General features: G+C 47.2%; 26 protein-coding genes and 1 tRNA gene. 12 read left to right on the top strand and 15 right to left on the bottom strand.

The window, feature by feature from the left end; genetic code table 11:
- Positions 1–26: 26 nt before the first annotated feature.
- Positions 27–1,178, bottom strand: a complete 1,152-nt coding sequence (locus CWE15_RS00985; RefSeq protein ID WP_126756196.1) for a 4-phosphoerythronate dehydrogenase — start codon at positions 1,176–1,178, stop codon at positions 27–29.
- A gap of 72 nt (positions 1,179–1,250) precedes the next feature.
- A complete protein-coding gene (fabB, locus tag CWE15_RS00980) occupies positions 1,251–2,465 on the bottom strand; it encodes a beta-ketoacyl-ACP synthase I (protein WP_126756195.1) in 1,215 nt (404 codons plus the stop codon).
- A gap of 117 nt (positions 2,466–2,582) precedes the next feature.
- Here fabB and mnmC point away from each other — a divergent pair, with 117 nt between their 5' ends.
- Entirely contained in the window at positions 2,583–4,475 is a 1,893-nt protein-coding gene (mnmC, locus tag CWE15_RS00975; protein ID WP_126756194.1) for a bifunctional tRNA (5-methylaminomethyl-2-thiouridine)(34)-methyltransferase MnmC2/FAD-dependent 5-carboxymethylaminomethyl-2-thiouridine(34) oxidoreductase MnmC1, read from the top strand.
- Here the strand turns inward: mnmC and CWE15_RS00970 are convergent.
- Complete coding sequence (locus CWE15_RS00970) at positions 4,472–4,747, bottom strand: YfcL family protein (protein WP_126756193.1); 276 nt, start codon at positions 4,745–4,747, stop codon at positions 4,472–4,474. The genes mnmC and CWE15_RS00970 overlap by 4 nt on opposite strands.
- Before the next feature lie 140 nt (positions 4,748–4,887).
- Between CWE15_RS00970 and fldB the strand changes: the two genes are divergently transcribed.
- Positions 4,888–5,412 carry a flavodoxin FldB gene (gene fldB / locus CWE15_RS00965; RefSeq protein WP_126756192.1) on the top strand — a complete coding sequence of 175 codons (525 nt, stop codon included), beginning with the start codon at positions 4,888–4,890 and terminating at the stop codon, positions 5,410–5,412.
- Between the two features lie 14 nt (positions 5,413–5,426).
- Here the strand turns inward: fldB and CWE15_RS00960 are convergent, their stop codons facing one another.
- Positions 5,427–5,855 carry an HIT domain-containing protein gene (locus tag CWE15_RS00960; protein ID WP_198674951.1) on the bottom strand — a complete coding sequence of 143 codons (429 nt, stop codon included), beginning with the start codon at positions 5,853–5,855 and terminating at the stop codon, positions 5,427–5,429.
- Positions 5,852–7,552, bottom strand: a complete 1,701-nt coding sequence (locus tag CWE15_RS00955) for a M28 family metallopeptidase (RefSeq protein ID WP_241971823.1) — start codon at positions 7,550–7,552, stop codon at positions 5,852–5,854. The genes CWE15_RS00960 and CWE15_RS00955 overlap by 4 nt, the downstream gene beginning before the upstream one ends.
- Before the next feature lie 152 nt (positions 7,553–7,704).
- Between CWE15_RS00955 and CWE15_RS00950 the strand changes: the two genes are divergently transcribed.
- Positions 7,705–9,852: a TonB-dependent receptor gene (locus tag CWE15_RS00950; protein WP_126756191.1), complete on the top strand. Its 2,148-nt coding sequence runs from the start codon at positions 7,705–7,707 to the stop codon at positions 9,850–9,852.
- A 39-nt stretch (positions 9,853–9,891) separates the two neighbouring features.
- Entirely contained in the window at positions 9,892–10,278 is a 387-nt protein-coding gene (locus tag CWE15_RS00945; RefSeq protein ID WP_126756190.1) for an acyl-CoA thioesterase, read from the top strand.
- A 65-nt stretch (positions 10,279–10,343) separates the two neighbouring features.
- On the opposite strand, the gene CWE15_RS00940 is transcribed toward CWE15_RS00945, so the two are convergent.
- Together CWE15_RS00940 and cysS are read right to left on the bottom strand one after the other, a co-directional pair.
- Positions 10,344–11,891 (bottom strand): M17 family metallopeptidase, encoded by a 1,548-nt coding sequence (locus CWE15_RS00940; RefSeq protein ID WP_420807745.1) that lies wholly within the window; start codon positions 11,889–11,891, stop codon positions 10,344–10,346.
- A gap of 38 nt (positions 11,892–11,929) precedes the next feature.
- Positions 11,930–13,324 (bottom strand): cysteine--tRNA ligase, encoded by a 1,395-nt coding sequence (cysS, locus tag CWE15_RS00935; protein WP_126756189.1) that lies wholly within the window; start codon positions 13,322–13,324, stop codon positions 11,930–11,932.
- 94 nt (positions 13,325–13,418) lie between these two features.
- Between cysS and CWE15_RS00930 the strand changes: the two genes are divergently transcribed.
- The 3 genes from CWE15_RS00930 (at position 13,419) to CWE15_RS00920 (ending at position 15,499) form a co-directional block, all read left to right on the top strand.
- Positions 13,419–14,171, top strand: coding sequence for an LOG family protein (locus CWE15_RS00930; protein ID WP_126756188.1), 753 nt, complete (start codon positions 13,419–13,421; stop codon positions 14,169–14,171).
- Positions 14,172–14,255: 84 nt separating this feature from the next.
- Positions 14,256–14,759 (top strand): peptidylprolyl isomerase, encoded by a 504-nt coding sequence (locus CWE15_RS00925; protein ID WP_126756187.1) that lies wholly within the window; start codon positions 14,256–14,258, stop codon positions 14,757–14,759.
- A complete protein-coding gene (locus tag CWE15_RS00920; RefSeq protein WP_126756186.1) occupies positions 14,759–15,499 on the top strand; it encodes a UDP-2,3-diacylglucosamine diphosphatase in 741 nt (246 codons plus the stop codon). Before CWE15_RS00925 ends, CWE15_RS00920 begins: the two co-directional genes overlap by 1 nt.
- On the opposite strand, the gene miaE is transcribed toward CWE15_RS00920, so the two are convergent.
- Positions 15,496–16,269 (bottom strand): tRNA isopentenyl-2-thiomethyl-A-37 hydroxylase MiaE, encoded by a 774-nt coding sequence (gene miaE, locus CWE15_RS00915; protein WP_126756185.1) that lies wholly within the window; start codon positions 16,267–16,269, stop codon positions 15,496–15,498. The genes CWE15_RS00920 and miaE overlap by 4 nt on opposite strands.
- A 57-nt stretch (positions 16,270–16,326) precedes the next feature.
- Here miaE and CWE15_RS00910 point away from each other — a divergent pair, with 57 nt between their 5' ends.
- The gene (locus tag CWE15_RS00910) at positions 16,327–16,926 is read left to right on the top strand and encodes a Yip1 family protein (RefSeq protein ID WP_126756184.1); all 600 of its coding nucleotides are present in this window, start codon (positions 16,327–16,329) and stop codon (positions 16,924–16,926) included.
- 62 nt (positions 16,927–16,988) lie between these two features.
- Here CWE15_RS00910 and CWE15_RS00905 read toward each other — a convergent pair whose 3' ends face one another.
- The 3 genes from CWE15_RS00905 to CWE15_RS00895 form a co-directional block, all read right to left on the bottom strand.
- A complete protein-coding gene (locus CWE15_RS00905; RefSeq protein WP_126756183.1) occupies positions 16,989–19,028 on the bottom strand; it encodes an alpha/beta hydrolase family protein in 2,040 nt (679 codons plus the stop codon).
- A gap of 96 nt (positions 19,029–19,124) precedes the next feature.
- Positions 19,125–19,904, bottom strand: coding sequence for a TatD family hydrolase (locus tag CWE15_RS00900; protein ID WP_126756182.1), 780 nt, complete (start codon positions 19,902–19,904; stop codon positions 19,125–19,127).
- Positions 19,885–20,559 carry an AhpA/YtjB family protein gene (locus CWE15_RS00895; protein WP_126756181.1) on the bottom strand — a complete coding sequence of 225 codons (675 nt, stop codon included), beginning with the start codon at positions 20,557–20,559 and terminating at the stop codon, positions 19,885–19,887. Before CWE15_RS00895 ends, CWE15_RS00900 begins: the two co-directional genes overlap by 20 nt.
- Before the next feature lie 85 nt (positions 20,560–20,644).
- On the opposite strand from CWE15_RS00895, the gene serB reads away from it, so the two are divergent.
- Genes serB through rimI form a run of 3 tightly spaced genes read left to right on the top strand, consistent with a single transcriptional unit; the run spans position 20,645 to position 22,220 of the window.
- A complete protein-coding gene (gene serB, locus CWE15_RS00890) occupies positions 20,645–21,301 on the top strand; it encodes a phosphoserine phosphatase SerB (protein WP_126756180.1) in 657 nt (218 codons plus the stop codon).
- Positions 21,298–21,762, top strand: a complete 465-nt coding sequence (locus tag CWE15_RS00885) for a hypothetical protein (RefSeq protein WP_126756179.1) — start codon at positions 21,298–21,300, stop codon at positions 21,760–21,762. The genes serB and CWE15_RS00885 overlap by 4 nt, the downstream gene beginning before the upstream one ends.
- Positions 21,720–22,220: a ribosomal protein S18-alanine N-acetyltransferase gene (gene rimI / locus CWE15_RS00880; RefSeq protein ID WP_126756178.1), complete on the top strand. Its 501-nt coding sequence runs from the start codon at positions 21,720–21,722 to the stop codon at positions 22,218–22,220. Before CWE15_RS00885 ends, rimI begins: the two co-directional genes overlap by 43 nt.
- A gap of 40 nt (positions 22,221–22,260) precedes the next feature.
- On the opposite strand, the gene CWE15_RS00875 is transcribed toward rimI, so the two are convergent.
- A tRNA-Trp gene (locus CWE15_RS00875) sits at positions 22,261–22,337 on the bottom strand.
- Positions 22,338–22,462: 125 nt separating this feature from the next.
- On the bottom strand, positions 22,463–23,395 hold the full coding sequence (locus tag CWE15_RS00870; protein ID WP_126756177.1) for a nucleoside-diphosphate sugar epimerase/dehydratase: 933 nt from the start codon (positions 23,393–23,395) through the stop codon (positions 22,463–22,465).
- Between the two features lie 171 nt (positions 23,396–23,566).
- On the opposite strand from CWE15_RS00870, the gene tagD reads away from it, so the two are divergent.
- Positions 23,567–23,983 (top strand): glycerol-3-phosphate cytidylyltransferase, encoded by a 417-nt coding sequence (gene tagD / locus CWE15_RS00865; protein WP_126756176.1) that lies wholly within the window; start codon positions 23,567–23,569, stop codon positions 23,981–23,983.
- 59 nt (positions 23,984–24,042) lie between these two features.
- Here tagD and CWE15_RS00860 read toward each other — a convergent pair whose 3' ends face one another.
- Together CWE15_RS00860 and CWE15_RS00855 are read right to left on the bottom strand one after the other, a co-directional pair.
- On the bottom strand, positions 24,043–25,068 hold the full coding sequence (locus CWE15_RS00860) for a polysaccharide pyruvyl transferase family protein (protein WP_126756175.1): 1,026 nt from the start codon (positions 25,066–25,068) through the stop codon (positions 24,043–24,045).
- Between the two features lie 36 nt (positions 25,069–25,104).
- Positions 25,105–25,926, bottom strand: a complete 822-nt coding sequence (locus CWE15_RS00855) for a LicD family protein (RefSeq protein WP_126756174.1) — start codon at positions 25,924–25,926, stop codon at positions 25,105–25,107.

The raw sequence follows: 25,926 nt of genomic DNA, 5'->3' as shown, positions 1-25,926 counted from the left end.
GCCAAACTGGCATTCGACGCTACATTTTACTGCGAATTTATTAACGGCACTACTAGGAAACCGAGTTGCTGGCATTGTTTTTCATGCTGCTTCCACACCTTAACACAAGTCGCACTTAACTCACGTCGATGTTGGTATTTTTTTCTTAGTCCATCAAACCCTTCAGGACTCAGTCCTTGGGCACGAAACGCTTTGTCGTCAGCCATAATGTCATAACTACTTCGCACCCATTCTGTTATCGTGCTCTGAGGTATTCTCTGCGTATCCTGAGATAGAGAACTAAATTCCCGTATGCCACGCTCGGGCATATAGATCTCTTCACTTTTGTTCGCATGAGGCCAGCAAAAGTAAGCCGCGAGAGCTTTGTACAGTAAGTAACTACCGCGAATTTTGCCTTCTTGGCTATGTCCTGCAATATGAGGAGTGGCAATATTCACTAAGCCCACCAACTCACGGGACACTTGTGGCTCTTGCTCCCATACATCTAGAGCGCAATAGAGCTTAGGACCTGTACGCAAGCGCTTAATGAGTGCCAGCTCTTGAATAACAGGCCCTCGGCTCGCGTTAATGAAAATAGCCCCAGGCTTGAGTTGAGCGAGATTTTTTTCATTGAACAAGTGATAAGTGGCATGTTCACCTGCGTGTATTAAAGGTACATGCAAGCTCACCACATCTGCTGTAGCTAAAGCCTCCCAGCCCACCATTGTTTTATTGTCTGTGGGTAACACAGGGGCAGGGTCAATATACTCAACCTGCATACCGAGTGCAGCTAACCGTAGGCCAGCCTGTGTCCCCGTGTGCCCTGCACCAATAATCAATGCCCGCTTTCCGTCTAAAGACACTTGAGCTTTGCTTGCCAACTCTAAGGTGGCGGCAAGGACATACTCGCCAACAGAAATAGCATTAGCGCCAGGGGCGCTGGCAAACCCAATGTTTCGTTCTGCAAGTGTCTGCGTGTCCACATGCTCTGTACCTATGGTGCCTGTACCCACAAATGAAAGGTTGGGTGCTTGTTCAAGCAAGCGGGCATTTACTTGCGTCACCGAGCGGATGAGCAAAGCATGCGTATTGGCTAATAATTCAGAGGGTGGCGTACGGCCAGAGAACGTTTGCAGTGTCCCGTACCCTTCTAGGTACTGACTTAATTTAGGCAGGTTTTCGTGAATGAGAAAGTTCATGGACTCGCACCAGAGAATAGGTTTGAGTCCATTTTAGCAAGAATCTTAAAATATTATAGCAATCAGAAGAACTTAACCTTCATAGCGCTTAAATACCAGTGACGCATTGGTGCCACCAAAGCCGAAGCTGTTGGACATGACCAGATCAAGCTTCTGCTCGGTTGGCTCCTTAATAATATTCATACCTGCTGCTTGCTCATCGAGGGTGTCGATATTAATAGAAGGGGCCACAAAGCCGTCACGCATCATGAGCAGTGAAAATACAGCTTCATGCACACCTGCCGCACCTAAGGCATGACCTGTCATCGCTTTCGTCGCACTAATCGCTGGAGTGTTTTCACCAAAAACTTCACGAATGGCTTCTAGCTCTTTCACGTCACCAACCGGCGTACTCGTACCATGTGTATTCAAGTAGTCAATTGGCTGGTCAATGTTTGCCATGGCCATTTTCATACAACGAACGGCCCCTTCGCCTGAAGGTGCAACCATATCGTAACCGTCGGATGTCGCGCCATAGCCAACAATTTCACCGTAAATTTTTGCACCACGAGCCAGGGCTGTTTCAAGCTCTTCTATAACGAGCATGCCACCACCACCCGATGGAACAAAGCCGTCACGATCAGCGTCGTAGGTACGCGATGCTTTTTCTGGTGTGTCGTTGTACTTGCTGCTGAGGGCCCCCATGGCGTCAAACTCCATGCCTAAGGTCCAGTGAAGTTCTTCTCCACCACCGGCAAACACACGGTCTTGCTTGCCCAGTTGAATCAGCTCTAGTGCATGACCAATACAATGCGCGCTGGTAGCACAGGCCGAACTAATGGAGTAGTTCACCCCTTTAATTTTCATCGGTGTTGCTAAACAGGCAGACGTCGTTGATGCCATGCAGCGTGGCACCATGTAAGGTCCCACTCGGCGCACACCACGTTCGCGGAGCGTGTCAGCAGCTGCCACTTGGTGTTCACCTGAAGCACCTCCAGAGCCAACCACAAGCCCCGTGCGTTCATTGCTTACTTCTTCTTCGCTTAAGCCTGCGTCTGCGATAGCTTGGGTTAATGAAATATATGCATACGCTGCAGCGTCTCCCATAAAGCGCAATGCTTTACGGTCAATATGTTCGGCAACATTAATTTTCAGGTCGCCCCACACTTGGCAACGTAAACCCATTTCAGCAAAACTTTCTGAACGGGTAATGCCTGAACGCCCTTCCCGTAGTGAAGCTAAAACTTCTTCTTGGTTATTGCCGATACTTGAAACAATACCTAATCCGGTAACAACAGCACGTCTCATCTTCATCTGTCCTATGTTAAAATTTACGCTATCATAGCGCGTCCGCGCGCAAACGAGAATCTATCAATGCAGTGGTCTGCTTTGATAGCACGTATTGCCTAAAAAATAGAGAGCCCTGTGAGTCATTCAATGCCCCCAGAAAACACTTTGTCTTATGCTGAGTTAGAGTTTGACGAGGCTGGCACACCCCAGTCTTCTCGACATGGCGACGTTTACTTTTCGCGTGGTCAAGGTGCTGCGGAATGTCGCTACGTGTTTTTACAGCACAACAAACTTCCGCAGCGTTGGCATAAGTTACAACCTGGCCAGCACTTTGTTATCGCTGAAACGGGCTTTGGCACCGGGCTCAATTTTTATATAACAGCCACGGACTTTCTTGCCGAGGCACCACAAGCAACCCATTTGCACTTTGTTTCCTTCGAAAAGTACCCTTTACAGCCTAGTGACTTACAGGCCGCCATAGCCCACTGGCCAGAGTTTAACGACATCAGTGCAGCTACCTTACAGCACTACCCAGAGCTGTTCCCTGGTGTCCACCGGTTGCATATTCATCCACGGATAACACTAGACTTAGTGTTTGGCGATGTGCTCGACACCCTGCCCGACTGGGCAAAAGCCCATGCTAGCCAAGTTGACGCTTGGTACTTAGACGGTTTCGCTCCCAGTAAAAACCCAAGCATGTGGCAGCCAAGCTTATACCGCGAGGTTTATACTAGCTTAAAGGCCAATGGTACTTTAGCGACGTTCACTGCGACAGGCCATGTCCGTCGCGGGCTCATACAAGCCGGTATCTGCATGAAAAAAGCACCGGGCTTCGGCCATAAGCGGGACATGCTGTACGGGGTCAAACGCACCTTTGGAATGCCTCGCTCACGTACGCCTAACTCCATTGCCATTGTCGGTAGTGGCATAGCGGCCGCTTGCATGGCTTCGGAACTACAAGACTACCCAGGCTCCTTAACCTTGTTGTGGTCGCAGAAAGCACCCGCCGACGGTGCGTCAGGCAACCCCCAAGCCGCCGTATACCCTCTTTTACAAGCGCAATGGACACGCTTAAGCGAGTTTTACTCTCACGCCTTTGAATATGCGCGCGACTTTTATCAAAGAAAGACGCCGCAGCACACTCACTGGACTGGTGTTGAACTGTACACGCGCTCGTCTGCCGATGCTGAAAGACAACAGAAGATGCTAAAACGTCAATTGTATCCGGAGAGCTTTTTACACTCTTCTGAGAAAGGCTTAGTCATGCCCAAGGCTGGGTGGCTTGACCCTGTTGCTGTCGTGCACGACTTATTTCAACAAGTCATTGCCTATCGAACCGAGCGTGGACTCAGCACCCGCTTAGTAACGAATGAGCCCATCACCCAGATAACTCGCGCACTCTATCAATGGCAATTAACCACCGCCAAGCAGCAATTTAAAGTTGACCATTTAGTGCTTTGTACAGGACACCACACGCTCGCTTACCCTGAGCTTGAAGATTTGCCTATACAGCCAGTACGAGGCCAAGTGACTTTAGTAAAAAAAATGGAAGAAACCACACTGTCCCATGTAATTTGCCAAAAAGGGTATGCGCTCCCCCCTCAAGGTAAGGTGTTATGCACAGGTGCAACCTTCGAGCGTGGCTCTGTTCAGACGCATATTGATGAAGCAGATGATGAAACCAACTTGCTTCAGCTCAACGAAATGCTGGGTAGTCATTATACGAAGGAACACGTAATAGGTCACCGCGCTTCTGTGCGTGCTACGACCCCTGACCACTTACCCGTTCAAGGGCCGCTCGTGCGACCGAAGCCGCCGGGACAAGGTGTCATTCGCCTAAACGGCGTCAGCGTGTTACTCGGGCTCGGTTCACGCGGGTTTACTTCCGCCCCCTGGCTTGCCCACCTAAACGCCTGTGCTATTTTAGGTCGTCCACAGCCAGCAGGCGCGACGTTATTACAGGCGACGTCCGCCGACCGATTTGCCAAGCGAGCTGTTGTGCGCTCTCAGGGAAAAGGGAAAGACTAAGTGTGACTTTGAAGGCGTGCTAACATGCCATTCACTAAAGCCAAATCAGCTTCGTTTAGCTCATGTGCGCTCGCTGCAACACTTTCATGTAAGGCTGGCCAAAATTGGCTTTGGTCTTCAACACCTGACATGGTCAAGCGTGCAACCACAAGGTCAAAGTGACCACGCAAGTAACCGCTCGCGAACAACTCATCGTCGTTACCTTGCGCTATAATGTCATCGAATACAGCGTCGAGTTCAACCGACATGTCCGTTATAGTTTTCCCGCTCATACAGCCCCTATATCTTCTATTTTTGCTACGAAAGAAAGCGCAAGTATACAGAGCCTATGGCCCTAATTCGAGGGTCTCCCCAGAGAATTCTTTCTGGTACAATGCAGCCCATTATTTGCACTTGGAGTAGACAGCAGCCCATGAGTGACTTTCGGATTGGCTTATTTTACGGCTCTTCAACCTGTTATACCGAAATGGCCGCAGAAAAAATACGCGACTTTATAGGCGCTGACATTGTTGAGATTCACAATATTAAAGATGTATCCTTAAGCAAGGTTAGCCAGTATTCTCTGCTTATTTTTGGCATTTCTACGTGGGACTTTGGTGAGATTCAAGAAGACTGGGAAAGCCACTGGCAAGAGGCCAGCACCTTGAACTTAGCAGGTAAAACTTTGGCCATGTATGGCATGGGCGACCAAGAAGGGTACCCGGAATGGTTCCAAGATGCTCTCGGCATGCTGCACGACGCCGTAGCACAACCTAACCTAAAGCGCATAGGCTTTTGGCCTAATAAAGGCTACACTTTTGAAGCCTCGAAGGCGTTAACGGCTGACAAGTCTCATTTTGTTGGCTTAGCGCTAGACGAAGACTCTCAATACGAACTCTCAGATGAGCGTATAGCCGCTTGGTGTGAACAAATATTAGAGGAAATAGCCGCTGGTTAAGCGGCTATTTTTAATTAGGACAAAGGCGCTTGAAGCCTTAACCCTTCTTTCAGTGCGGCACTGAATGCCTCCAGCTCGTCTGCTGCATAGGGCTTTGCCGGGTGCACGCCCCATACGGGTTGAGGCCAAGCTGCGTCTGTTTCAAAGCGCACAATATGGTGCAAGTGCAGTTGCGACACAACATTGCCCAGCGCACCTATATTCAGCTTATCGCCTTGGAAGTGTTTCATGAGCCACATCGCCGTAAAAGTAGACTCTTGCAGTAACTGCTGTTGCTGCATGGGCTCTAACTCATATATTTCACGCACACCTGCAACCCGCGGCACCAATATAACCCAAGGGTACTGGCTGTCCTGCATGATAAGAACTCGGCTTAAAGGCAAGTCACCTACTGTTAAAGTATCTGCTTCCAGTTGACTATCAAGTGTCCATATATCGCTCATTCATGTGACTCCTGCTCCATGGGTGTTGCACGATGACCACCAAAGACTTGCCCAAAGTAGCTTTCTGGTAGCCATTCTGGTCGTTTCTGTGCGGTGCCAATCAGGTAGCCTATCTCGTAGTTAATTTGACTAAATACCACTCCGGCGTCGTAACGAATGCCACCATACTGCTCCGACAGTGTGCTAATTTCATCTGAATGCTGATGGTAGTGCTCGGCAAAGAAGTCGGCCCATACTTGGCCACCATCTTCATCGTCATGTTGCGACTGGAAACCCGTCATCAAAAATACAGCCGGAATTCCTTTTTTTACTAAAGCATAGTGGTCTGATCGCGTAAAAATAGCTTGCTCTGGCATTGGGTCTGGGCTTCTAGAAATGCCATACTGCTCAGCCGCTGTTGCCACCACATCACCCAAGCTCGAGTGCTCAGCACCAAAGGCGACAACATCTGCAAAGTTATACAGAAGCACTGGCATGTCTAAATTCACATTTGCCACAATGTTTTCAATAGGGGTCGTCGGGAAGTGAGCAAAGTAGTCCGCACCGAGTAAGCCGCGCTCTTCCGCCGTCACAGCTGCAAACATGACCGTACGGTCGAGTGTGTCTCCTTGCTTCGCTGCGTCCACAAACATGCGCGCTGTTTCTAGCATAACCGCAACACCAGCAGCATTATCCAACGCGCCGTTGTACACTTTGGCTGGATTTCCACTATTATTCACCAAACCCAAATGGTCTGAGTGCGCTGTGTACAACACCACCTCGTCACGCAACACCGGGTTCGTGCCTGGCAGTTTCGCTATCACGTTAGCGCTTTGAACTTCTTCAAAGACTGAAGCTTTGCTCAGTGTAGCCGACAAGCCGAGTTCAGCACTTGGTGGCATTTTGTTATCCGCTATCTGTTGCCAAACGTCGTCTAAACTAAAACCAACATGCTCAAATAACTGTTCGGCAGCCTCGTAGTGTAAGTAAGCACTTCCAAGCAGTTTTTGATGTGTTGAGTTTGGTCGTCCTTCTGGAGATAACCAGGTCATGCGACGTGCACTTTTCGCATACTTTCGTATGGTGTCAAAAGGACGCACTGCTTCTCGCTCGGGAGTGTGGATTGTGATAACGCCGATAGCGCCCCGCTCTATAGCTAGTTCTGTTTTGATACGCCCCAAGTGGGCTGCCTCTTCGCTAGGCAAGCCTTCTGGCAACCCGGAAATAGTAACAACAATGCTGTCCGTTACGTCATGGTTTGCATAGTCATCAAAGCCAAAGCGCTCAGAGACAAGGCCATAGCCAACAAATACCAAGGGTGCTCGCACTTCAAGTTGCTGGGCCAAGGTGCTTGGGCTCGTGGTGAAGTCTTGCAAGAATGTGAGCGGTATATCGCGGTTGCCGTCATGCAAGGTCAGCTGCGCACTACCCTCCACTAAGTGAGCGACACGGAAGGTTATATTTTGATAATAGCCGTCATCGCCTGCAGGCTCTAAACCGAGCTGTTTAAACTGACTCACAATATAAGCAGAAGCAATATCGTGGCCCCGAGCGCCTGTGTCCCGCCCTTCAAGCAGGTCGTGCGCCAAAAACTCAAGGTGTGCTTCAAGTGCGTGCTCAGTTGCAATTGGCTGTATTTTTTGTTGCACCTCTTCCGAGGGTGTACAGGCCACAGCGCCAAGCATAAATAGGGTACAGAACAATCCTTTACGGTACATAAGCAACTTCAAATAATTAATTAAATGTGCGGTTAGTCTACTCTTTTCTGCGTTTGCGTACCACCAAAAGGGTTGAAGCAATCTCTGCACTGAGGTATTGTTATAGTATAACATTACACATTCGTTTGATTGCTAACAGAAGGACACTTTAAATGTTGCAGAAGACCCGCGTTGCTCTTGCTGTCGCAGCCGTTATTTTCCCTCTTTCAATTCATGCACATGAAGCTGAAAATGAAGAGCCTCACGAACATGATCATAAATACGAGCGCATTATTGTTACCGCCTCACCGCTTGAGAAGTCTGCAATTAATAGCTCACAACCAATTCATGTATTAAGTGACGACGAACTACGTGCAGCACAGGCTGCTACCTTGGGCGAAACGTTACGTGGCATTCCTGGCGTTCAGTCCAGCTACTTTGGCCCTACTTCTAGTAGCCCTGTTATTCGCGGCTTAGACGGTCCGCGCGTTAAAATTGTGCAAAACGGACTCGATGCAGCGGACATTTCTCGTGGTGGCCCCGACCATGCGGTATCAACCGAAAGTACCACAGCGCAACAAATTGAAGTATTTCGTGGCCCTTCCACCTTGCTGTTCGGGAGTGGCGCCAGCGGCGGAGTCGTGAACGTTGTCGACAATCGCGTGCCGCGCTATTCAGTGCAGGGTGTAAGTGGTTACTATGGCGCGGGATATAGCAGTGGCGCCAACGAGCGCAACGTAAGCGCTGGTGTAGATGCCGGGACTGGCGACATTGCGCTACACCTTGACGCCTTTGTGCGCAAAGGAGACGACTACGACATCCCTCGCTTTTTAAACGACGAAGGTGAACTTAGCACTAAAATCGACAACTCCTTCACAGATGATGTGGGCTTTAACCTAGGCGCCAGCTACTTTGTAGACTCTGGTTTTATCGGATTTTCCTACGGACGTATGGAGCGCGACTATGGCTTGCCGGGGCATAGCCATGGTGATGACGAGCATGCAGGTCACGACGAACATGAAGCCCATGATGATATTTATGCCAGTTTTGTCCAAGACAGGTTTCAAGTATTAGGCTCTTTTATGGACCCTATAACGGGCTTTAAGCGCCTTGATATTAACCTGGGCTACACTGAAATGACGCACGATGAAATTGAAGGCGAGCACGTAGAGACTTCTTTCGGGTTAGAGCAAACCGAGCTACGCCTAACGGCTGCACACAACCCTCTTTTCGCTTGGGACGGTGCCGTTGGTGTGCAAGTACAAAACCAAAAGTATGTGGCTGACGGTCTGGAGGCATTTACTCCTTCCTCAGAAACAGACTTAGCCGGCCTGTTTTGGCTTGTGGAGCGCACCTTCGACAAGCTAACCTATGAAGGCGGCGTACGTATTGAAGAAGTACGCATAAAAACCGATAGTTTTGACACCATCCGTTACACGCCCTTCAGTGGTAGCTTTGGTATGAACTATAAAGCCACACCCGATCTTAATTACACGTTAAACTTAAGCTACAGTGAGCGCGCTCCCCAGGCCTATGAGCTCTTTTCTAACGGCGCCCACTTTGCAACCCGCACCTATGAGCTAGGGGGTGTCTATGCCTTGCATTTAGACCCGGACGCAGCGACAGAAACTTACCATCTTGAAGCAACACAAGCTGGTTTAAGTAAAGAACAAGCTAAAAACATCGATTTAGGTGTCCATTACGACGGTGCTAAGTTTCATCTCGATGCGAGTGTTTTTTATAATCGCATTGGGCACTTCATTTATCAAGAAAACATTGGCATTAACAGTGACATGCTAGAGCATGACCACAGCGAGCCAGCTGACCACGCAGGTCACGACCACGGAGATACCACCCTGCCAATCTACGCTTATCGCCAACAAGACGCAGAGCTCATTGGCTATGAGGTATCTGGTCATTACGAGTTCAATAGTGACTGGCATGTAGGTGCCTTTAGCGACTACACCCGCGCTAAATTTACGGCTGCTACTGCAGATGGTAAAAATATTCCGCGAATTCCTGCACAGCGCGCAGGCATGCATATTAACTATATGAATGCGAGCTGGGACGTTAAAGCAACCTACACCTATCATTTCAAGCAAGACAAGGTGGCTTTAAATGAGGAAGAAACCGCAGGGTTTGGTACCCTCGACTTACATGTAAACTATTATCCGAGCCTCTCTGGCAATCAGGATGTCGCTCTTTATTTTAAGGCTGAAAACCTAACGAACCAGCTTGGTTTTGCGCATAACTCATTTATTAAAGCCCATGCACCATTACCAGGCCGCTCATTTGGTATTGGTGTTCGCACACAGTTTTAAGCTCAGCTATAATAGCAGCGAACTACTTAAGGAGTATTTATGCGCTTTTTATCACGCCGGTTAGTGATGCCGAATGACCTCAACTTTGCGGGCTCATTATTTGGGGGTCGTATATTAGAGTGGATTGACGAAGAAGCTTATATTTTTGCTTCCTGTCAGCTCGATGAACGTAGCCTAGTGACTAAGCATATTGGAGCCATTTCATTTGAGTCTTCTGCTTATCAGGGCGATGTGGTCGAGTTCGGCCTGGATATTAAAAACGTGGGCCGCACCTCGGTGTCTGTGACTTGCATGGTCCGCAACAAAATAACCAAGCAAACAATCTGTGTTGCCGATGACATTGTGTTCGTGCACATTGACAGTGAAACACGTAAACCGGTTGCGCATGGGAAAACGAAAGAGGAACTGCTTGAGCTTAAGCTTTAAACATTGAGTTACCCCATAAAAAAGGCTGTCATAAAAATGACAGCCTTTTTTTATATGCTTTGGCATTAACGCAAGAAACCTCCTGCCAATGCAAGAACAGGAGCAGCAGACGGCTTACCATGCTGCCAGTCACCACCTTCCACACCACTTCCGGCAATATCAATGTGTGTATAAGGCAATGGCTTTTCTGCCGACTGACCATGCTGATCAAGCCCACTGACCAACACAAGAAACGCCATAGGGAACTGGTGACCACGCGCAGTCGTCGCTGAGGGCCCATTGTTCGATGACAAGACATCGTCGGCTTTGGTGCGGCCGCGAACAAAGTCGAAGTCTTCGCGGCGACTGATGGATATTTCCGCCGCATCACCCCAAGCTTCTCCTGCATCAATAATTCGCTGAGCAATTCCTGTTTTCAGAGCAGGGCCATTTGGCACCAAGGCCGAGTAAGGGCCTTTAGCAAGTGCAGCGTGACCGGTCAGAGTCGCCACTGTATACAGCGAAGGGTTCGTAGCAGTAACAGCTTCATCTTTGAGTTTTGCTAGCGAGTCCGCCAAGACTAGTCGGCCTTCTGCATCCGTGTTACCAATACGTACACGCACACCCGACCGACCGGTAATAATTTCATCGGCCACAAAGGCCAAGCTGCCAATGTTGTTTCGTACAAAGGCTAATTCTGCAACCACGCGCAGCCCTTTAGGGCGAACACCTGCGACCGCTTTAATAAAACCAGCAACGCCAGCGGCTCCACCTTTATCTCGGCTCATGCCGGCCATGTGACCGCCCGTTTTTAAGTCCGCACCCCCTGTGTCATAGGTAATGCCTTTCCCTACGAGAAACAAGCTGTCTGTAATAGGTCCTTCACCATCATATTCTAGGCGGACAACGCATGGACGCTGCTGCTCGACAGCAAAAGAAGCACGAGCTACTGCACTTAATAGTGGGTATTCGTGTTGAAGTTCAAGCCTGTCATTAAACACAGTGACTTTTACGTCTGTTCCGGCAAACGCTTGCTTACAATATTCAGCAGCTTTCATCGGGGACATGCGCTCTGGCTCTGTTCCGCAAATATCGCGCGCCACGCGGCGGCCTTGTTCGACTGCGTCTAACCAACTTAATTCTGTGTCCCCAAGCACCCCAATCGCCGTGAACGATTCCACGTCTTTACCAAAGTGTTCACGGGCTTCAAGTGGCTCATAGCGGCCCTGCTGAAAACCTAAAAAGCTAAGCCCTAATGCATTGCTCCAAGCTTCACCTGCGGGTACTTGTGTTGCCATTAACACGGGCTGTTTCGCACCTGTTTGCGCAATACGGGTGACTGCGTCACGGGCCGCGTCGTAAAAGCGGCGCACATCATCGTAGTCACGATCAAGAGGTCCTGTAGGCGCTAGAATCAAACGCCCGCCGGGAGCTTTGTCGCAGGCCACTACACTTACTTGCTCACCAACCGACGCATCGGTCGCTTTCGCTGCAGCAATCGCTGCCTGAAAGTCTTCTGGTAGTTCACTGAACTCAGGGCCAACTACCACGAGTGCGTCCCAGCTTCCTGTATCCAAGTTTTCCCAAGTAACCGCTTGGGGCGTTAAAAATTCCGTATGTTCTACTGTCATCATTCACAACCTTATTTTTATTGCCGCTGCATTAGCCGCGCTTACTGTCGGCGCCAGCGTGTTTCACCTGCAGAGTCTTCCAATACTATTCCCATAGCCTGCAAGGTGTCGCGGGCCTGGTCTGCGCCAGCCCAATCTTTTGCGGCACGTGCATCATTCCGCGCTTTTATCAGCGCTTCTATTTTTTCAATCTCATCTTGATCACCCTGGCCTTGTAAAAACTGCTCGGGTTGTTGCTGCAAAATACCAAGAACCGCACCAAATTCTTGCATGATAAATGCAAGCTCCTGTGTTTTGGTTTTGGCTTCAGCCGTTTCTAAAGTGCGTAGTCGATTTATTTCACGAGCTAAATCAAACATCACCGACATAGCTTCTGGCACATTAAAGTCATCATCCAGTGCAGCTACAAAACGGGTCTGATAGACCTGCATTATTTCATCGGATGCTGTTACCGGCTCTATGCCACGAATAGCAGTATAAAGTCGCTCTAAGCTTGCACGTGCTTGTTCTAAGTGACTTTCTGAGTAATTGAGCTGACTCCGGTAGTGGCCACTCAGTAAGAAGAAGCGAACCGTTTCCGCATCGTACTGGCTCAATACTTCACGAATCGTAAAGAAGTTACCTAGCGACTTCGACATTTTCTCTTCATTCACTTGGACCATGCCCGTGTGCATCCAGTAGTTCACATAGGGCGTGTCATGGGCACAGCTCGACTGAGCAATTTCATTTTCGTGGTGTGGGAACTGTAAGTCCGAGCCACCACCATGAATATCAAAGTGTTCACCCAAGTGCTTGCCACTCATAGCAGAGCACTCAATATGCCAACCAGGCCGGCCCTCTCCCCAAGGCGAACTCCAACTTGGCTCCCCTTCCTTGGCCCGCTTCCACAGAACAAAATCAAGGGGGTCTTCTTTCCCTTCAGCAACAGCAACCCGCGCCCCTGCTTGCAGTTGGTCTAGTGCTTGGCCGCTAAGCTTGCCATACTCTGGAAAGCTGCTGACATCAAATAACACATCGCCAGAGCCAGCAATATAGGCGTGCTTTTTTGCCAATAGGGTTTCAATAATTTCTATTATCTCAGGCATATGGGTGGTTACACGCGGTTCAATGTCTGGCCTTGTCAGGCTGAGCGCGTCGAAGTCTTCATGCATAAACTGCAAAAACTCTTCCGTTATAGCATTTATGTCTGCATTCGTTTCTGCTGCCCGTTTAATAATTTTGTCGTCCACATCGGTAATGTTTCGGACAAAGGTCACGTCGTACCCACGATAGCGCAGGTAACGTACCACCACATCAAAGGCTACATAAGTTCGCGCATGGCCAATATGGCAGTAGTCGTAAATTGTGACGCCGCAAACATATAAGCTCACCTTGCCAGGTGTTAGGGGTTTAAATTCTTCTTTTTTATGTGTCAGTGAGTTATAAATTTGAAGCATGCTACAATTCGTCTCCGGCGACTATCTACTAGTTTGCGGTTAATATAAACGTAAAAATAGAGTTTACCATTTTTGTAGTATTCGAGGAACTTTCATGAGCAAAGACTATAGCGCTACCCCATATAAATCCATGGAGCCTACTGCCAACCTTTCCGCAGAAAGCCTAAACCACGCAGAGCGCCTCGCCCATGAATGGGAATTGGCTGAAGCAACCTTTGCCAACGAAAAAGTGCAACATACTGTCTCTATTTTCGGTAGCGCACGCGTTCCCGAGCCCGACGAGTCGGTTGACCAAGCTAGCCCTTGTCAGCATATGAGCTCCTACTATGCTGCCGCTCGCGCTCTAGCTTTTCAATTAGGGCAATTTATTGAACAGGGACAACTGACGCACACTCGCTTAATTACTGGCGGTGGCCCCGGCATTATGGAAGCGGCCAGTCGTGGAGCCTACGACGCCGGGCACAGTAGCATTGGCCTCAATATTAAAATTCCTCGCGAGCAGCAGCTTAACCCGTTTATTGCCGCTAAGCATAGTATTGAATTTCAATACTTCGCCTTGCGTAAAATGCACTTTCTTAAGCGTGCGCGGGCACTTGTTGTGTTCCCCGGTGGGTTTGGCACCCTCGATGAATTATTTGAGACTTTTACCCTGATTCAAACCAAGAAATTGCCACCCATTCCTATTGTTCTTTATGGTGCTGAGTTCTGGAACCGTTTATTCGACTTTACTGTTCTTTCAGAGTGTGGGCTTATCGACAAGAATAACTTGGCCCTTTACCACGTTGTCGACACAGTGGACCAAGCCTTAGAGATTCTGCTGCCAGTTTTAACCAAGCTGAAGCCCTAACAGAATTGCACCCTACCTTTCCATATAAGGGCAATTTCCGTTAAACTTAAGGCCGTTTATACCTATTCGTTAAAGGATTCCATTATGTTTGTTACTTTACACACCAACCATGGTGATATTCGCATTCAATTGTTTGCAGACAAAGCGCCTGAAACTGTTGCTAACTTCCTTGACTATGCCGAAAGCAACTTCTACGACAACACTATTTTTCACCGGGTGATTAGCAACTTTATGATCCAAGGCGGTGGTTTTGAGCCAGGCATGGTGCAAAAGCCAACCAAAGATCCAATTAAAAACGAAGCGAATAACCAGGTTTCAAACACTCGCGGCACCATTGCCATGGCGCGCACTCAAGACCCACATTCAGCAACCTGTCAGTTTTTTATTAACGTAGAAGACAACGGGCCGAAAGGTCTCGACTTCACAGCAGAAAACAGCTTTGGCTGGGGATACTGTGTATTCGGTGAAGTGGTTGAAGGTATGGACGTTGTTGACGCTATTCGTGACGTTAAAACAGGCCGCTCTGGTTACCACGCTGATGTACCGGTAGAAGACGTTATCATCGAGCGCACAACTGTAGAAAAGTAATGATTACGCGCTTTATTTCCGACCTTCACTTAAGTGCAGACAGGCCCGATATCACTGGCCTATTTGTCCACTTTTTGCGTACTGAAGCTCGTGAAAGTGACGCGCTCTACATATTAGGTGACTTGTTCGACTATTGGATTGGCGATGATGATCAAACCGTCTTTCATCGCCACATTATGGATGAACTTAAAGCCTTCACCTCAAGCGGCATTCCATGTTTTTTTATTGCAGGAAACCGTGACTTTTTGATAGGCGAACGCTTCGCAGCAGAAACCGGTGTCACCTTGCTCCCCGAACACTATATTGCCAACATTTACGGCATACCCACCTTATTACTGCATGGCGACACTTTATGCACCGAAGATGTTAGTTACCAAAAGTTTCGTAAGATTATCCGCAACCCCTTTTTGCTAGGTATTGCTAAGCGTTTACCGTTAAGCTGGCGTCGTGGCTTAGCGCATAAATTGCGCTCTGGGAGTAAAAGTAACCAACCCTTAACGCCAGAACAACTGCAAAAAATGGACACGACCGAAGCAGCAGTCCAGCATGCATTTGCAGAGTTTCAGGTCGACCGCATCATTCATGGGCATACGCATAAGCCCGATATTCATGAACATTCATTGCCTAAGGGTGCATGCGGCACACGTATAGTACTTGGAGACTGGTACGAGCAAGGCAGTATTTTAGAGGTTACTGCCGACACCTTTATTTTACGTAGCGAACCTTTAACAGCAGACTAACTCGGTACGCCACTATGGAACCGCAGCTCTGTGTCTGGAGTGGTAATTAACTCAGCTTCCACCTGCGCCAGCCGTGCCACATGCTCGGTTACAGGCCCACCATTTACTTCTTCCGCCAAGGTAAGGTAGTCTTCAAAGTGACGCGCTTCTGAGCGAAGCAGCGACACATAAAAGCGCGAAAGCTCTTCGTCTAAATAAGGGGCTAAGGCAGCAAACCGCTCACATGAGCGCGCTTCTATTAAGGCCCCAATAATAAGCTTATCCACTAACATCACAGGGTCGTGAGTACGGGCATGACGCATCAACCCGGCTGCATAGCGAGAAGCGCTGACGGCTTGAATTTCAATATCTCGCGCCTGCAGAATCTCAAAAACTTGCGTAAAGTGATGAAGCTCCTCTTTCATAAGCAGTACCATACGGTCTACCAAGCGAGCTTGCCAAGCAGTCTGTGTCGCAACCTTTAGTCGTGGTATTTGGTTCCCCAAAGCTCGCAAATTCACCGCTTGCTTTCGGTAAATTGCGTCTTCATAGGGCAATAACCACTGCAAGACCTGACTAGCAGCTTCCTTATCTAAAATATAACGGCGAAGCAATAAAGCAGCACTTTGCGCGGCTTTTAACTCACAGTGCAAATGGTCGATAAGCAACAAGGGCAAAGCTTCAGGCTGTGCCGCCTGATCAAGCCAAGCCTGTGGCGTCGGGGTCAGTAAAAAATCATGGATAGGTTCTAAAAGCTGATTTATTTGGGAAGCTAATGGGGCTGTACTCACAACAAAGGTTGCCTTATTCTAAAGAGTGTCATCAATTAACTTAGTTTGGGAGGCCACATGATACTAAATCATGTTTGGGGGCTCTATGCCCACCCGCGAAAAACATGGCAGCTCATTCAGCAACGCCATGAAGGACTCGTTCCGCCTGCCATTCACTTACTACTGATAGCCCTTATACCAGTCCTTTGTGCCTACTATGCTTCAACCCACTTAGGGTGGCATGTGGCGCCGGGCAAGCATATGTTTATCGCCAAGCCTAGCGCTTTTATTATGGCGTCGTTTATGTATTTAGGTTTAGTGCTAACCCCTTGCGCACTTGCCTATATTACCACGCGTTTAGGCCAAGTATATATTGTGCAGGTTACATACTCACAAGCACTCGCCGTTCTCGCCTACGCAGCTACCCCTGTGTATATGGCCGGCTTAGCCGCTTTGAACCCACAGTTATGGTTTATTGCATGCGTCTTTTTAGGCGGGCTTGCCTACTCTATTTACCTGCTCTATTCGGGTCTACCCACCCTATTCTCGATCTCTGCAGAGCATGGGTTTGTTTACGCAAGTGCCGTTCTCATGGTGAGCCTTATCTTCCTTGTGGCCCTGGTCATGCTGACGATTATTGCTTGGACAAATGGTTTAACCCCAAACTTTCTGCATTAAAAAAGGCCCGACAATGAGGTTACCGAGGGACCTCATTCGTCGAGCCTCACTGCTCTACTATATTAATCGTTTGAGCTTTCTCGATACTTGTTAAACCAGTAAGTCACGTACGCTGGCTTTGCCATTAAATTACTCGGACGTGTATGCAGCGCGTGGGAAGCGCCAGGGACTCGCACCATGGCCGACTCAATCCCCCGCAATTGCAATGCTTGATAGTACTGTTCGGTTTCAGAAATGGGAGTCCTATGGTCCGACTCTCCAGTAAACAGCATGGTAGGGGTTGTGACATTGCCAACATAACTAATTGGCGAATGTTTTAAGTAATGTTCTGGCATATCCCAAGGCAGCCCTGGAAACCAATACTGAGTAAAGTAGTTATACATGTCAGCGTTTAAAACGAAGCTGTACCAGTTAATCACAGGGTTCACTGCAACCGCTGCAGCAAATCTGTCCGTATGCCCTATGGTCCAAGTTGTTAGCACGCCACCGCCACTACCCCCGGTAATAAACAGTTCCTTTTCGTTGATGAAGCCGCGAGCAAGAAGCGCGTCAACACCGTCCATCAGGTCATTAAAGTCATAGCTCGGGTAGTTATGGTGTATTTCATTAGCGAAGTCGTCACCATAGCTGGTGCTTCCACGTGGGTTTGTATAAAGCACGACATACCCCTGAGCCGCCATTAACTGTAGCTCCATAGCAAAAACAGGGCCATAGGCTGTATGCGGTCCACCATGAATTTCAAGAATAAGTGGGTAGGTTTTGTTGGCATCAAACCCGGGTGGATAAATAATCCAGCCCTGAATGTCTTTTTCATCAACAGAGGATGTATACCAAAACGTTTCCACTTCCCCTATTGTGCGGTGAGCAACAAAGTCTGCATTTAGCTGGGTCAGTGTTTGCTTACTACGCCCTTTCACCACAGCTAACTCGGCTGGGTGTTGGGTACTGCTTTGGGTGTAGTACACAGCATCGCGGTGACCTAGTTTAAATTGTCCGCCTGAGTATGGGCGGCTATAAGAAAGTCCACCCATATCACTTGCGAGCACCTTACGTGAGCCTCGTAGCGACTGCTCAGCGATAACGCCATTGCCGTGCTCGTCATAGGAAATAACTAAGCCACGGCTATTGCTCATCCATTCAAAACCACTAATACTCCGGTCTAAGTCATCCGTGAGGGGTGTAATATTGCTCCCATCTAGCTCCATAACATATAAACGGTTACGTTGGCTCGACATGCGTTTATCATCAAAGCCCGTATAAGCAATAAAACGTCCGTTTGGCGACACTTTCGGATTGCTGTCTGGTCCGTTTCTATCTGTCAGCTGAGTTAAGCTTTTATCCTGTAGACTGAACTTAAATAATTCCGAGTTAAGAGGCTGCTCTTGCCAGTTTTCGTGGCGGTTCGCAGAAAAGTAAAAAACACTACCATCTGCCGCCCAGGACACAGTCCCGCCGTGGTTAAACGGCCCATTGGTCAGCTGGGCTGCCGTACCTCCTTGTGCAGAGATCATGTATAGCTGCTGATACCCCGTTGACAAATAGCCAGCACCATCGGCGCGATAATTCATTTTGTCGATATAAATTACAGGCTTTGCCCATTCGGCACCCGCAGGCTTACCAGGTAAAGTAACCGGTGCCGCCGCAGGCTCTGGCGTAAACATAGAAAATACAATGTGGTTCCCGTCGGGTGACCAACTTAAGTTACCAGGGTTACTCGTAACTGTAGACAATGTCGCTGTGCGCCCTGTCTCTAACCACAACAGGTTAATTTGACCACCCGACACAAAGGCAATGCGATTACCATTCGGTGACCAACGTGGCGCATAAGCGTCTATATTTCTGTCTGTCAGTGCTTGGAGGTTGGTACCATCCGCATTCATAATCCAGAGCGATGCACGGCGCCTGTCCGTCTGGCTATCCATCCAGTGGCGAACAAACACCACCTGCTTCCCATCAGGACTAGGCTGTGGATCAGCTGCATATTCAAGTTGAAACACATCGTCGAATTGTAAAGGCGTTACGCTTTCAGAAGCAGCCAATGCCTGGGGTATAGCAACCAGCAGCAAACTCCAACTGAATAAAGTTATAAGTAAATGTCGCACAATAGATTTCCTTTTTATCTGTGGCTAAAAAGTATGCTTTAAGTTTAGATTACACGAGGCACAATCGCCCTGCATAGAGATGACGATGAAGTAAGGTTAAATTGCGACGTTGGGAAAAACTTGTTGTGTATTTATTAAAAGCTGCTGCGCTATCGTCGCTGGTGACTCGGTTCTTAGCGCGCATAATGCTGCAAAAACCTCTGTTATCCGCGCAGGTTCATTACGCTGACCTTGATAACCAGCAACAGGCATATCCGGGCTATCCGTTTCTAGCACCAAGCTCCTCAAGGGCGCGGCCGCAATGGCTTGCCGAGTTTTTTGTGCCCGCGGGTAGGTAATAACTCCGCCTACACCAAGCTTAAACCCTATTGAAGCCCACTCATTGGCTTGCTCAACGCTACCACTAAAGGCATGAAGAACGCCCAATAAAGGCCCCTTTTGCTGTGCTTGTTTTATTTCTCTCAGCAAAAGGTGCATTGTTTTTCTATGGTGCAAAATAACAGGCCGCTTTTCCGCAACAGCTAAAACCAGCTGTTCACGCAATAAATGTAATTGCACGGCCGGATGAGGACAGTATGCATCTAACCCTATTTCTCCAACACTGGCTTTGGGGTTATCCCTTAACATGCGCTCAAGGTGCATTAAGTCGGCTGGGACATGCTCATTTATAAAGTAAGGGTGTAAGCCAAAGGCAACCGAACAAGTGCGGTACTGCTGAGCAAGCTGAACGAGTTGAGGCCATTGGCGACGCGTCACACCAGGCACAACAAACCCTTTCACCCCCTGCTGTCGAGCGTGCGTTATAACCTGGGCTCTGTCGGGCGTAAATGTATCAAAATCAAGGTGGCAGTGGGAGTCAAAAAGGCAGTGAGTCATGGGAGTTAGGAATATGCCGTGACTTTCTTGGACGGGCACTTTGATGAATTAATACAGGTTTCCGGCGGCGAACAAATGCGGTGGCCACAAGAACACCAGCAAAAAACGCAAGAATTAAAGTGTACGCGTTCTCACTCATAATAGAGCGATGGTAAGGCCGTGTTTCCGCCATAATTCGGTCGTAGTCGAAGGTAATACGCACAAAGCCCAGGAGTTTGGCATTCGCCTCATCGCTATCCAGAACGTCTTCCACCATAGGCACCGCCCAAATGACTTCTGGGAGGTTTCTTAAATAGTTATCAATAGAAACCGAGTGCCCCGCACGAACAATCGTCCGGCCTAGGTTGTCTTGAATCGCAACTTCAAGAATTTCGTCTTGTTGCTGCAAATGCCTTGCTAAGCTGCTTAAAGCTTCATGGTTGTTTTCCATAAACCATATTTGTGACTCATGCTCAGCTTGCGCCATAATCACCCGCGCCAACCGTTCTGTGTGCGCCATCAAGGCTTCTTCACCCCGTTGGTTAAGCTGCACCCAGACATTCGCAATGGCCGAAAATAATAAAGCGGCCACGCCCATATATAAACCAAGACGTAGCCAGCGGTCCTCATAAAAGTACCAGCGAGAATTTGTTTTTGACTGTATTTCACTTTGCATGCATTCACTTTATCGGAAGCCTTATGGAGTGACAACGATATTCTGCTAATATAGCTATCTGTATAACTGCGAGGGCTTACTTCTCATGCATAATAATAAACCTAATATGCACGCTCCTGGTCTTGCCGTCTTTGATATGGACTCCACCCCCATTGACATGGAAAGTATCGATGCGATAGCTGAAGCTGCTGGCCACGGCGCAGAAGTGGCAGCCATTACCGAGGCCGCCATGCAAGGTGAGCTCAACTTCACAGAAGCCTTACATGCCCGCGTAGGTAAGTTAAGAGGCGTACCGGAGCAATTAATTCTCGATATGTGCGACGCATTGCCCTTCATGCCCGGTGCAGAACAATTAATACAATGGTTTAAGCAACACAAGTGGCGCATTGTTATTGTTTCCGGTGGCTTCACTTGGTTTGCTGATGAAGCGGCTCGCAGATTCAATGCCGACCATGTTTCTTGTAATATTTTAGAAGTAAAACAAGGCAAGCTAACGGGCCGTTTACTTGGTGACATTATCGACGCAGAAGCTAAGCGAAACATTTTGCTTTCGTTGGCGAGTACCTATGGAATAGAGCCAGAGCAAATCGTCGCTATTGGCGACGGAGCGAATGACATTCCCATGTTGCAAGCCGCAGGCACAGGCATTGCTTTTATGGCAAAACCAGCCCTACGAGAGGTTGCAGACATATGCATTGATAGCCCCGACCTAAGCTTAATTATTGAGGCCCTAAGCGAATGAATATGTGGACAGAAATGCAAGCAGCCGCTTTAGATAAGCTTGGCATTCCCCTCTACCAGAGGAATCAAGCAGCAGCCTCCCCTGCTGAACAGGCGGAATTGAAAGCCTCGCCAGTGTCCGAAGCAGTCACCCGTACAGAGCCAACTCAATCAAGTGCACTTGGGACGCACCATAAGCCAGCATCAGCAGAGGCTAATGATCAAGTTGAAATGCAGGCGCAGCCAATTCTTTACCAACTCGGTCCGTGGCTACTTGCATTTCCTCACGTACTTCCAGTGAATTACTATCCCTGGCTAAAAGACTTAAGTCACTTTGTAGAGTCGCGCCCAACTCAAGTCAGCCAAGCCGGTACCAGACCCATTATTGACTGTACATTTGTAGCAAAAGAAACATTAAGTCAAACCGAAAAGCGTGCTCTATGGCAGCAGCTAAAACCCTACCTGGCGCAATCAAACTCGTGATACTCAGGCCTTTATACAGTTACACACCAGAGCTCAATAATATTGAACAAGCAGCTCACCTCGTTCCTTGGAAAGAATCAGCCCTACAAGGCTGCTTTGGGCCCAGCTACCGAGTTGTCGGGCTTTTTATCCAAGACATATTAGCCGGTTTCTATATTGTGCATGACATTGCCGGCGAACAGACACTCATGAATATAGCCATACACCCCGACTACCAAGGTCAAGGCTTCGGCAGCGAACTTCTCGGAGACCTGCTCACTCGTGCTAGCCGGTGGCATGAGGGCCAACTCATTCTGGCAGCCCCCGTTTATCTTGAAGTCAGGGAAAGCAACATCAGCGCCATTCGTTTGTACGAAAGGTATGGCTTTAAAAAGCTTGGCGCTCGCGCAAACTACTACCCATTGCCCAACACCACAGACATGGAAACCGGCCTAGTGTACGGCAGAGCTATTGAGTAACATAAAAGAGTTAAAACAAGAAAGGAACTACGAAGAAAACTGGCAGGGGTGGAGGGACTCGAACCCCCAGCCGTCGGTTTTGGAGACCGCCGTTCTACCAATTGGAACTACACCCCTGCAGATGTTTGCAGCGGCTGCTGAAGCAACCGAGAAGCATTATACCCAAGCCCACCCCCGCCGCAAGGGTTTTCTTGCAAAAGCACCTGTATTGGGGCTTAGGTGGTGATTAAGTAAACAAACCGCTAGTTTTTAACCCTCTGTATTTTGCGTTTCGTTACTTGTTGAGATCTAGGGTCCGCTTTCGTTTGTTGATAACGATTATCATAATCTTGCAAGCTTGTATTGGGCTGCGGGCTACGCCAATCGCCATACATAAAGGTCAAAAAGCTTTCAACTTCATCAGGCAAATAAACCGTATAGCCACAATATTTTATTGGCTGAGGGGTTTGAAAGTGAACCGCAGGAGCATCAAAAATACCCGCTGAAGAGTCCAACTCAGAACGACCATTACGCTCAGTTCTCTTTTGCAAACTAATTTCGATATCTTTTATAGTGTCATGGTCATTACTTTCTAAATCCAAGTTTATGCAAACATCTTCTCCCGCTAAAGTAATCACTGTTGCCACCCAGTGCGCTTCAGGTATTTGTGGTAAAGCAGCGAGTAATTGAGCCGTTAATTCAACAGCCTTATCAAAATTTTTGGCATTGATTGCAAAATCAATATCATCATCCCAAGGTATTAAATCACCGTCTCGCACTATGCCAAGGGCCGTACCCGAATCAACCATCGCATAAATGCCGTGTTTAGCTAAAAACTCGCTAATAATCCCTAAGCTCTGTTGAGCAAAAGCCAACGTAGCAGCGTGCGTGAAAGGCTTAATAGCAGGCTTTAGGTAAGTTTTATTGGGAATCACAACCTTTTCAGCAGGAATACTCAACTCATTAATAAGTTGGTTTTTAATACTATCTTGCCATTGGCTGGTTATAATCACTTCGTCAAAGTCGTGCTGCGCTATATTCAAGGGGCTAATTATTGGCCGCCCGGCAAGCGTAGTTCCCCAGCGAGAGGAGTCATTGTCAGTAAAAGCTATCACGTCCACTTGGCTATTATGTTTGATGAAATTTTCACCACCTAGGCTCGCACCAAATAAAATCACTTGCTTACGAAGAGACATCAGTTCCCCTTTAGTCACAGTAAAAGCTGAAATGAATCATATCCTAATGCAGCCACTATAGTCATTTGTCATACTAGTTTAAAAGCCCTAAATAACTTAGCCTTTAGGCCGATAGCAGAAGAGACACAATAATAGCTAGCACAATAAACACGACAAAAAGGTAGCTTTTTAATGACCACCGTAATCACGTACGGAACCTTCGACCTCTTTCATGTTGGCCATGTGAACTTGCTAAAACGTGCACAGGCATTAGGCGATAGGCTCATCGTAGCGGTTTCCACCGATGAGTTTAATGAAAGCAAAGGTAAAGTAACGCTCGTACCATACGAACAACGAGTCGCTATTTTAGAAGCATGCCGCTATGTCGATCTCGTCATTCCCGAATCATCATGGGAACAAAAAAGACAAGATATTGCTAAACATGAGATTGATACGTTTGTAATGGGCAACGACTGGCAGGGCAAATTCGACGACTTAAGCGACCTCTGCGAAGTGGTGTATTTAGACCGTACCAAAGACATTTCATCAAGCGCTATCAAACAAGCAGTATTGGTTTTTAAACAAATAAACGATGTGTTTGGGGAGTAATGACCAGCGCTAGAAGATAACCTCTTTTAGTTTGATATCTTCTAGCTTATAATGCCCATCTAGCTTTTAAAAAACTCTCTAACCTTTTCAGACATTTGCTGAGATATTTCAAAATGCGTATTTTTGTTTTCTATATTGGTGTTTTTATCAATTATGCCCTTAGCTTCAAATTGATTTAGCCCCACCCACTTTTTATTCACATATTGCAAGCAGTTCACATGCTCAAGTAAGCCATCAAACCTACCTGAACTGCGAGGAATATCCTCACCATATATAAATATAGTTGGTATGCCTATGGCAACACAGGGTAAAGCTGCATGTAACCTGCTTGTAATTATTAAGCTTGCAGTACTGTACTCTTCCAATAATTTATCCGTATATTCAAAACGCTCAGCCTCGTTTTTGAACTTTTTAATATTAACACCATGGTTGTGATACTGTGCGTCCATAAGTAATTCGTCAGAAAACTGTTTTCTATACGAATTATAGAAATACGTAGTTTTCATCATTGAAAGTAAAGAGTTTGAAAGGTAAAGTTTTTTACTTATATGCTTTATTGCTTTGTAATTTATAAAACAAGAAACAAGTGACTTAATAAAGTTAAAAGGGCTTTTTAATGTCGGGCGTGTGAATTGTGGGTTTACAATAAGCACCTTCCCCTGTTCAGGTTTATGTTTATAAGAATTACCTAAGGTTAAAGTTAAACAGCCTGAAAAATAGGTTTTAATTCCAAAGCCTTCTAGTATTTTTTGTGTCCCTTTATCACGACATCCAATAGGAGCATGTTTTTTAAAATATTGTACCGATTTTTCGGTCAGCATTCTTTCGGCTACGCGCGGGGTAATATGGAATGATATAAAAAGAGGGGTTATTTTATCAGACGGAGGCCAATTCTCTGGAATGTGCATCCACCAAGCGTTCATAACTAACTTTATATGCTCACCGTCATAATTGTGCAGTTGCTCTCTTTCGACCAAAACATCGACATTATTTAAAAATTGCTTTGCGGCCATACTTTGAATATAGTCACCAATGTTTTTTCGCACACCATCTTTTGGATCATACCTTAAGAGTCCATGTTTCATAATAACCTCAATTTAGATACTTTATTCAGTAACATTTCAGTTCTCAAATTTAATGTCGCTTGCATGAATAAAACGCTTGTTTTTAGGGGGAATTGTCATGTAATTATCACCATACAATTCTTTTAAATACTCATGTGGTTTTGCCGGACCTAAAAACTCATACCCTTCAAACTTTATCTCTACTGGCGGATAGCAGTTCGAATACTTTAACTTTGGGTTGTGTATAGAAGGGACTGCATGAGAAACTTTTTCACTTGACGCAAATTTTGATACAAGTGTATATAATCCCCACAGTGTCATATAAATAGGCAATGTGAAGTATGCAATGTACTGCTTATGCCTTTTCTTTGCCCCTACCCTATACATAGAATAAGCCAAGCGAAGCTTTCTATTAAGCACTTGTCGAACGCGAAATGAAAATGAGTGATTTATAGGTAACAAGTCTATAAAAAGACCTGTATATTTCATTTTATTTCTTACAAAGTTATCTTCATAAACAAGGTGAGAGTTAGCATCAACTAATCTCATATAAAAATGATAGTAACCTTTATCTGTTTTTGAGTTTTGTAATTTCACCCAATCAGGCAACTCAGCCTGTAAAACCTTTTCAAGCTTTTTATAATCGGTATGCCAAATATCTATATCTATATCATCATCCCATGGAATAAAGCCACCGTGCCTTATGGCTCCTAAACAGGTTCCACCACTCAAAAAATACTTGATGTCATGCTTTTTACAAACCCGATCGAATACTAATAAGATTTCAAGTAAGCGTAACTGCGCTTTTCTAAGGTTAGTACCCTCAGCATTATATTGAGAAATATTTTCTTGTTCTGGCATGAGTTTTTTATCTATCAT

The organism is Aliidiomarina taiwanensis, from assembly GCF_003987015.1.
GTDB lineage: Bacteria > Pseudomonadota > Gammaproteobacteria > Enterobacterales > Alteromonadaceae > Aliidiomarina > Aliidiomarina taiwanensis.
This window is presented reverse-complemented; position numbering and strand designations above follow the sequence as displayed.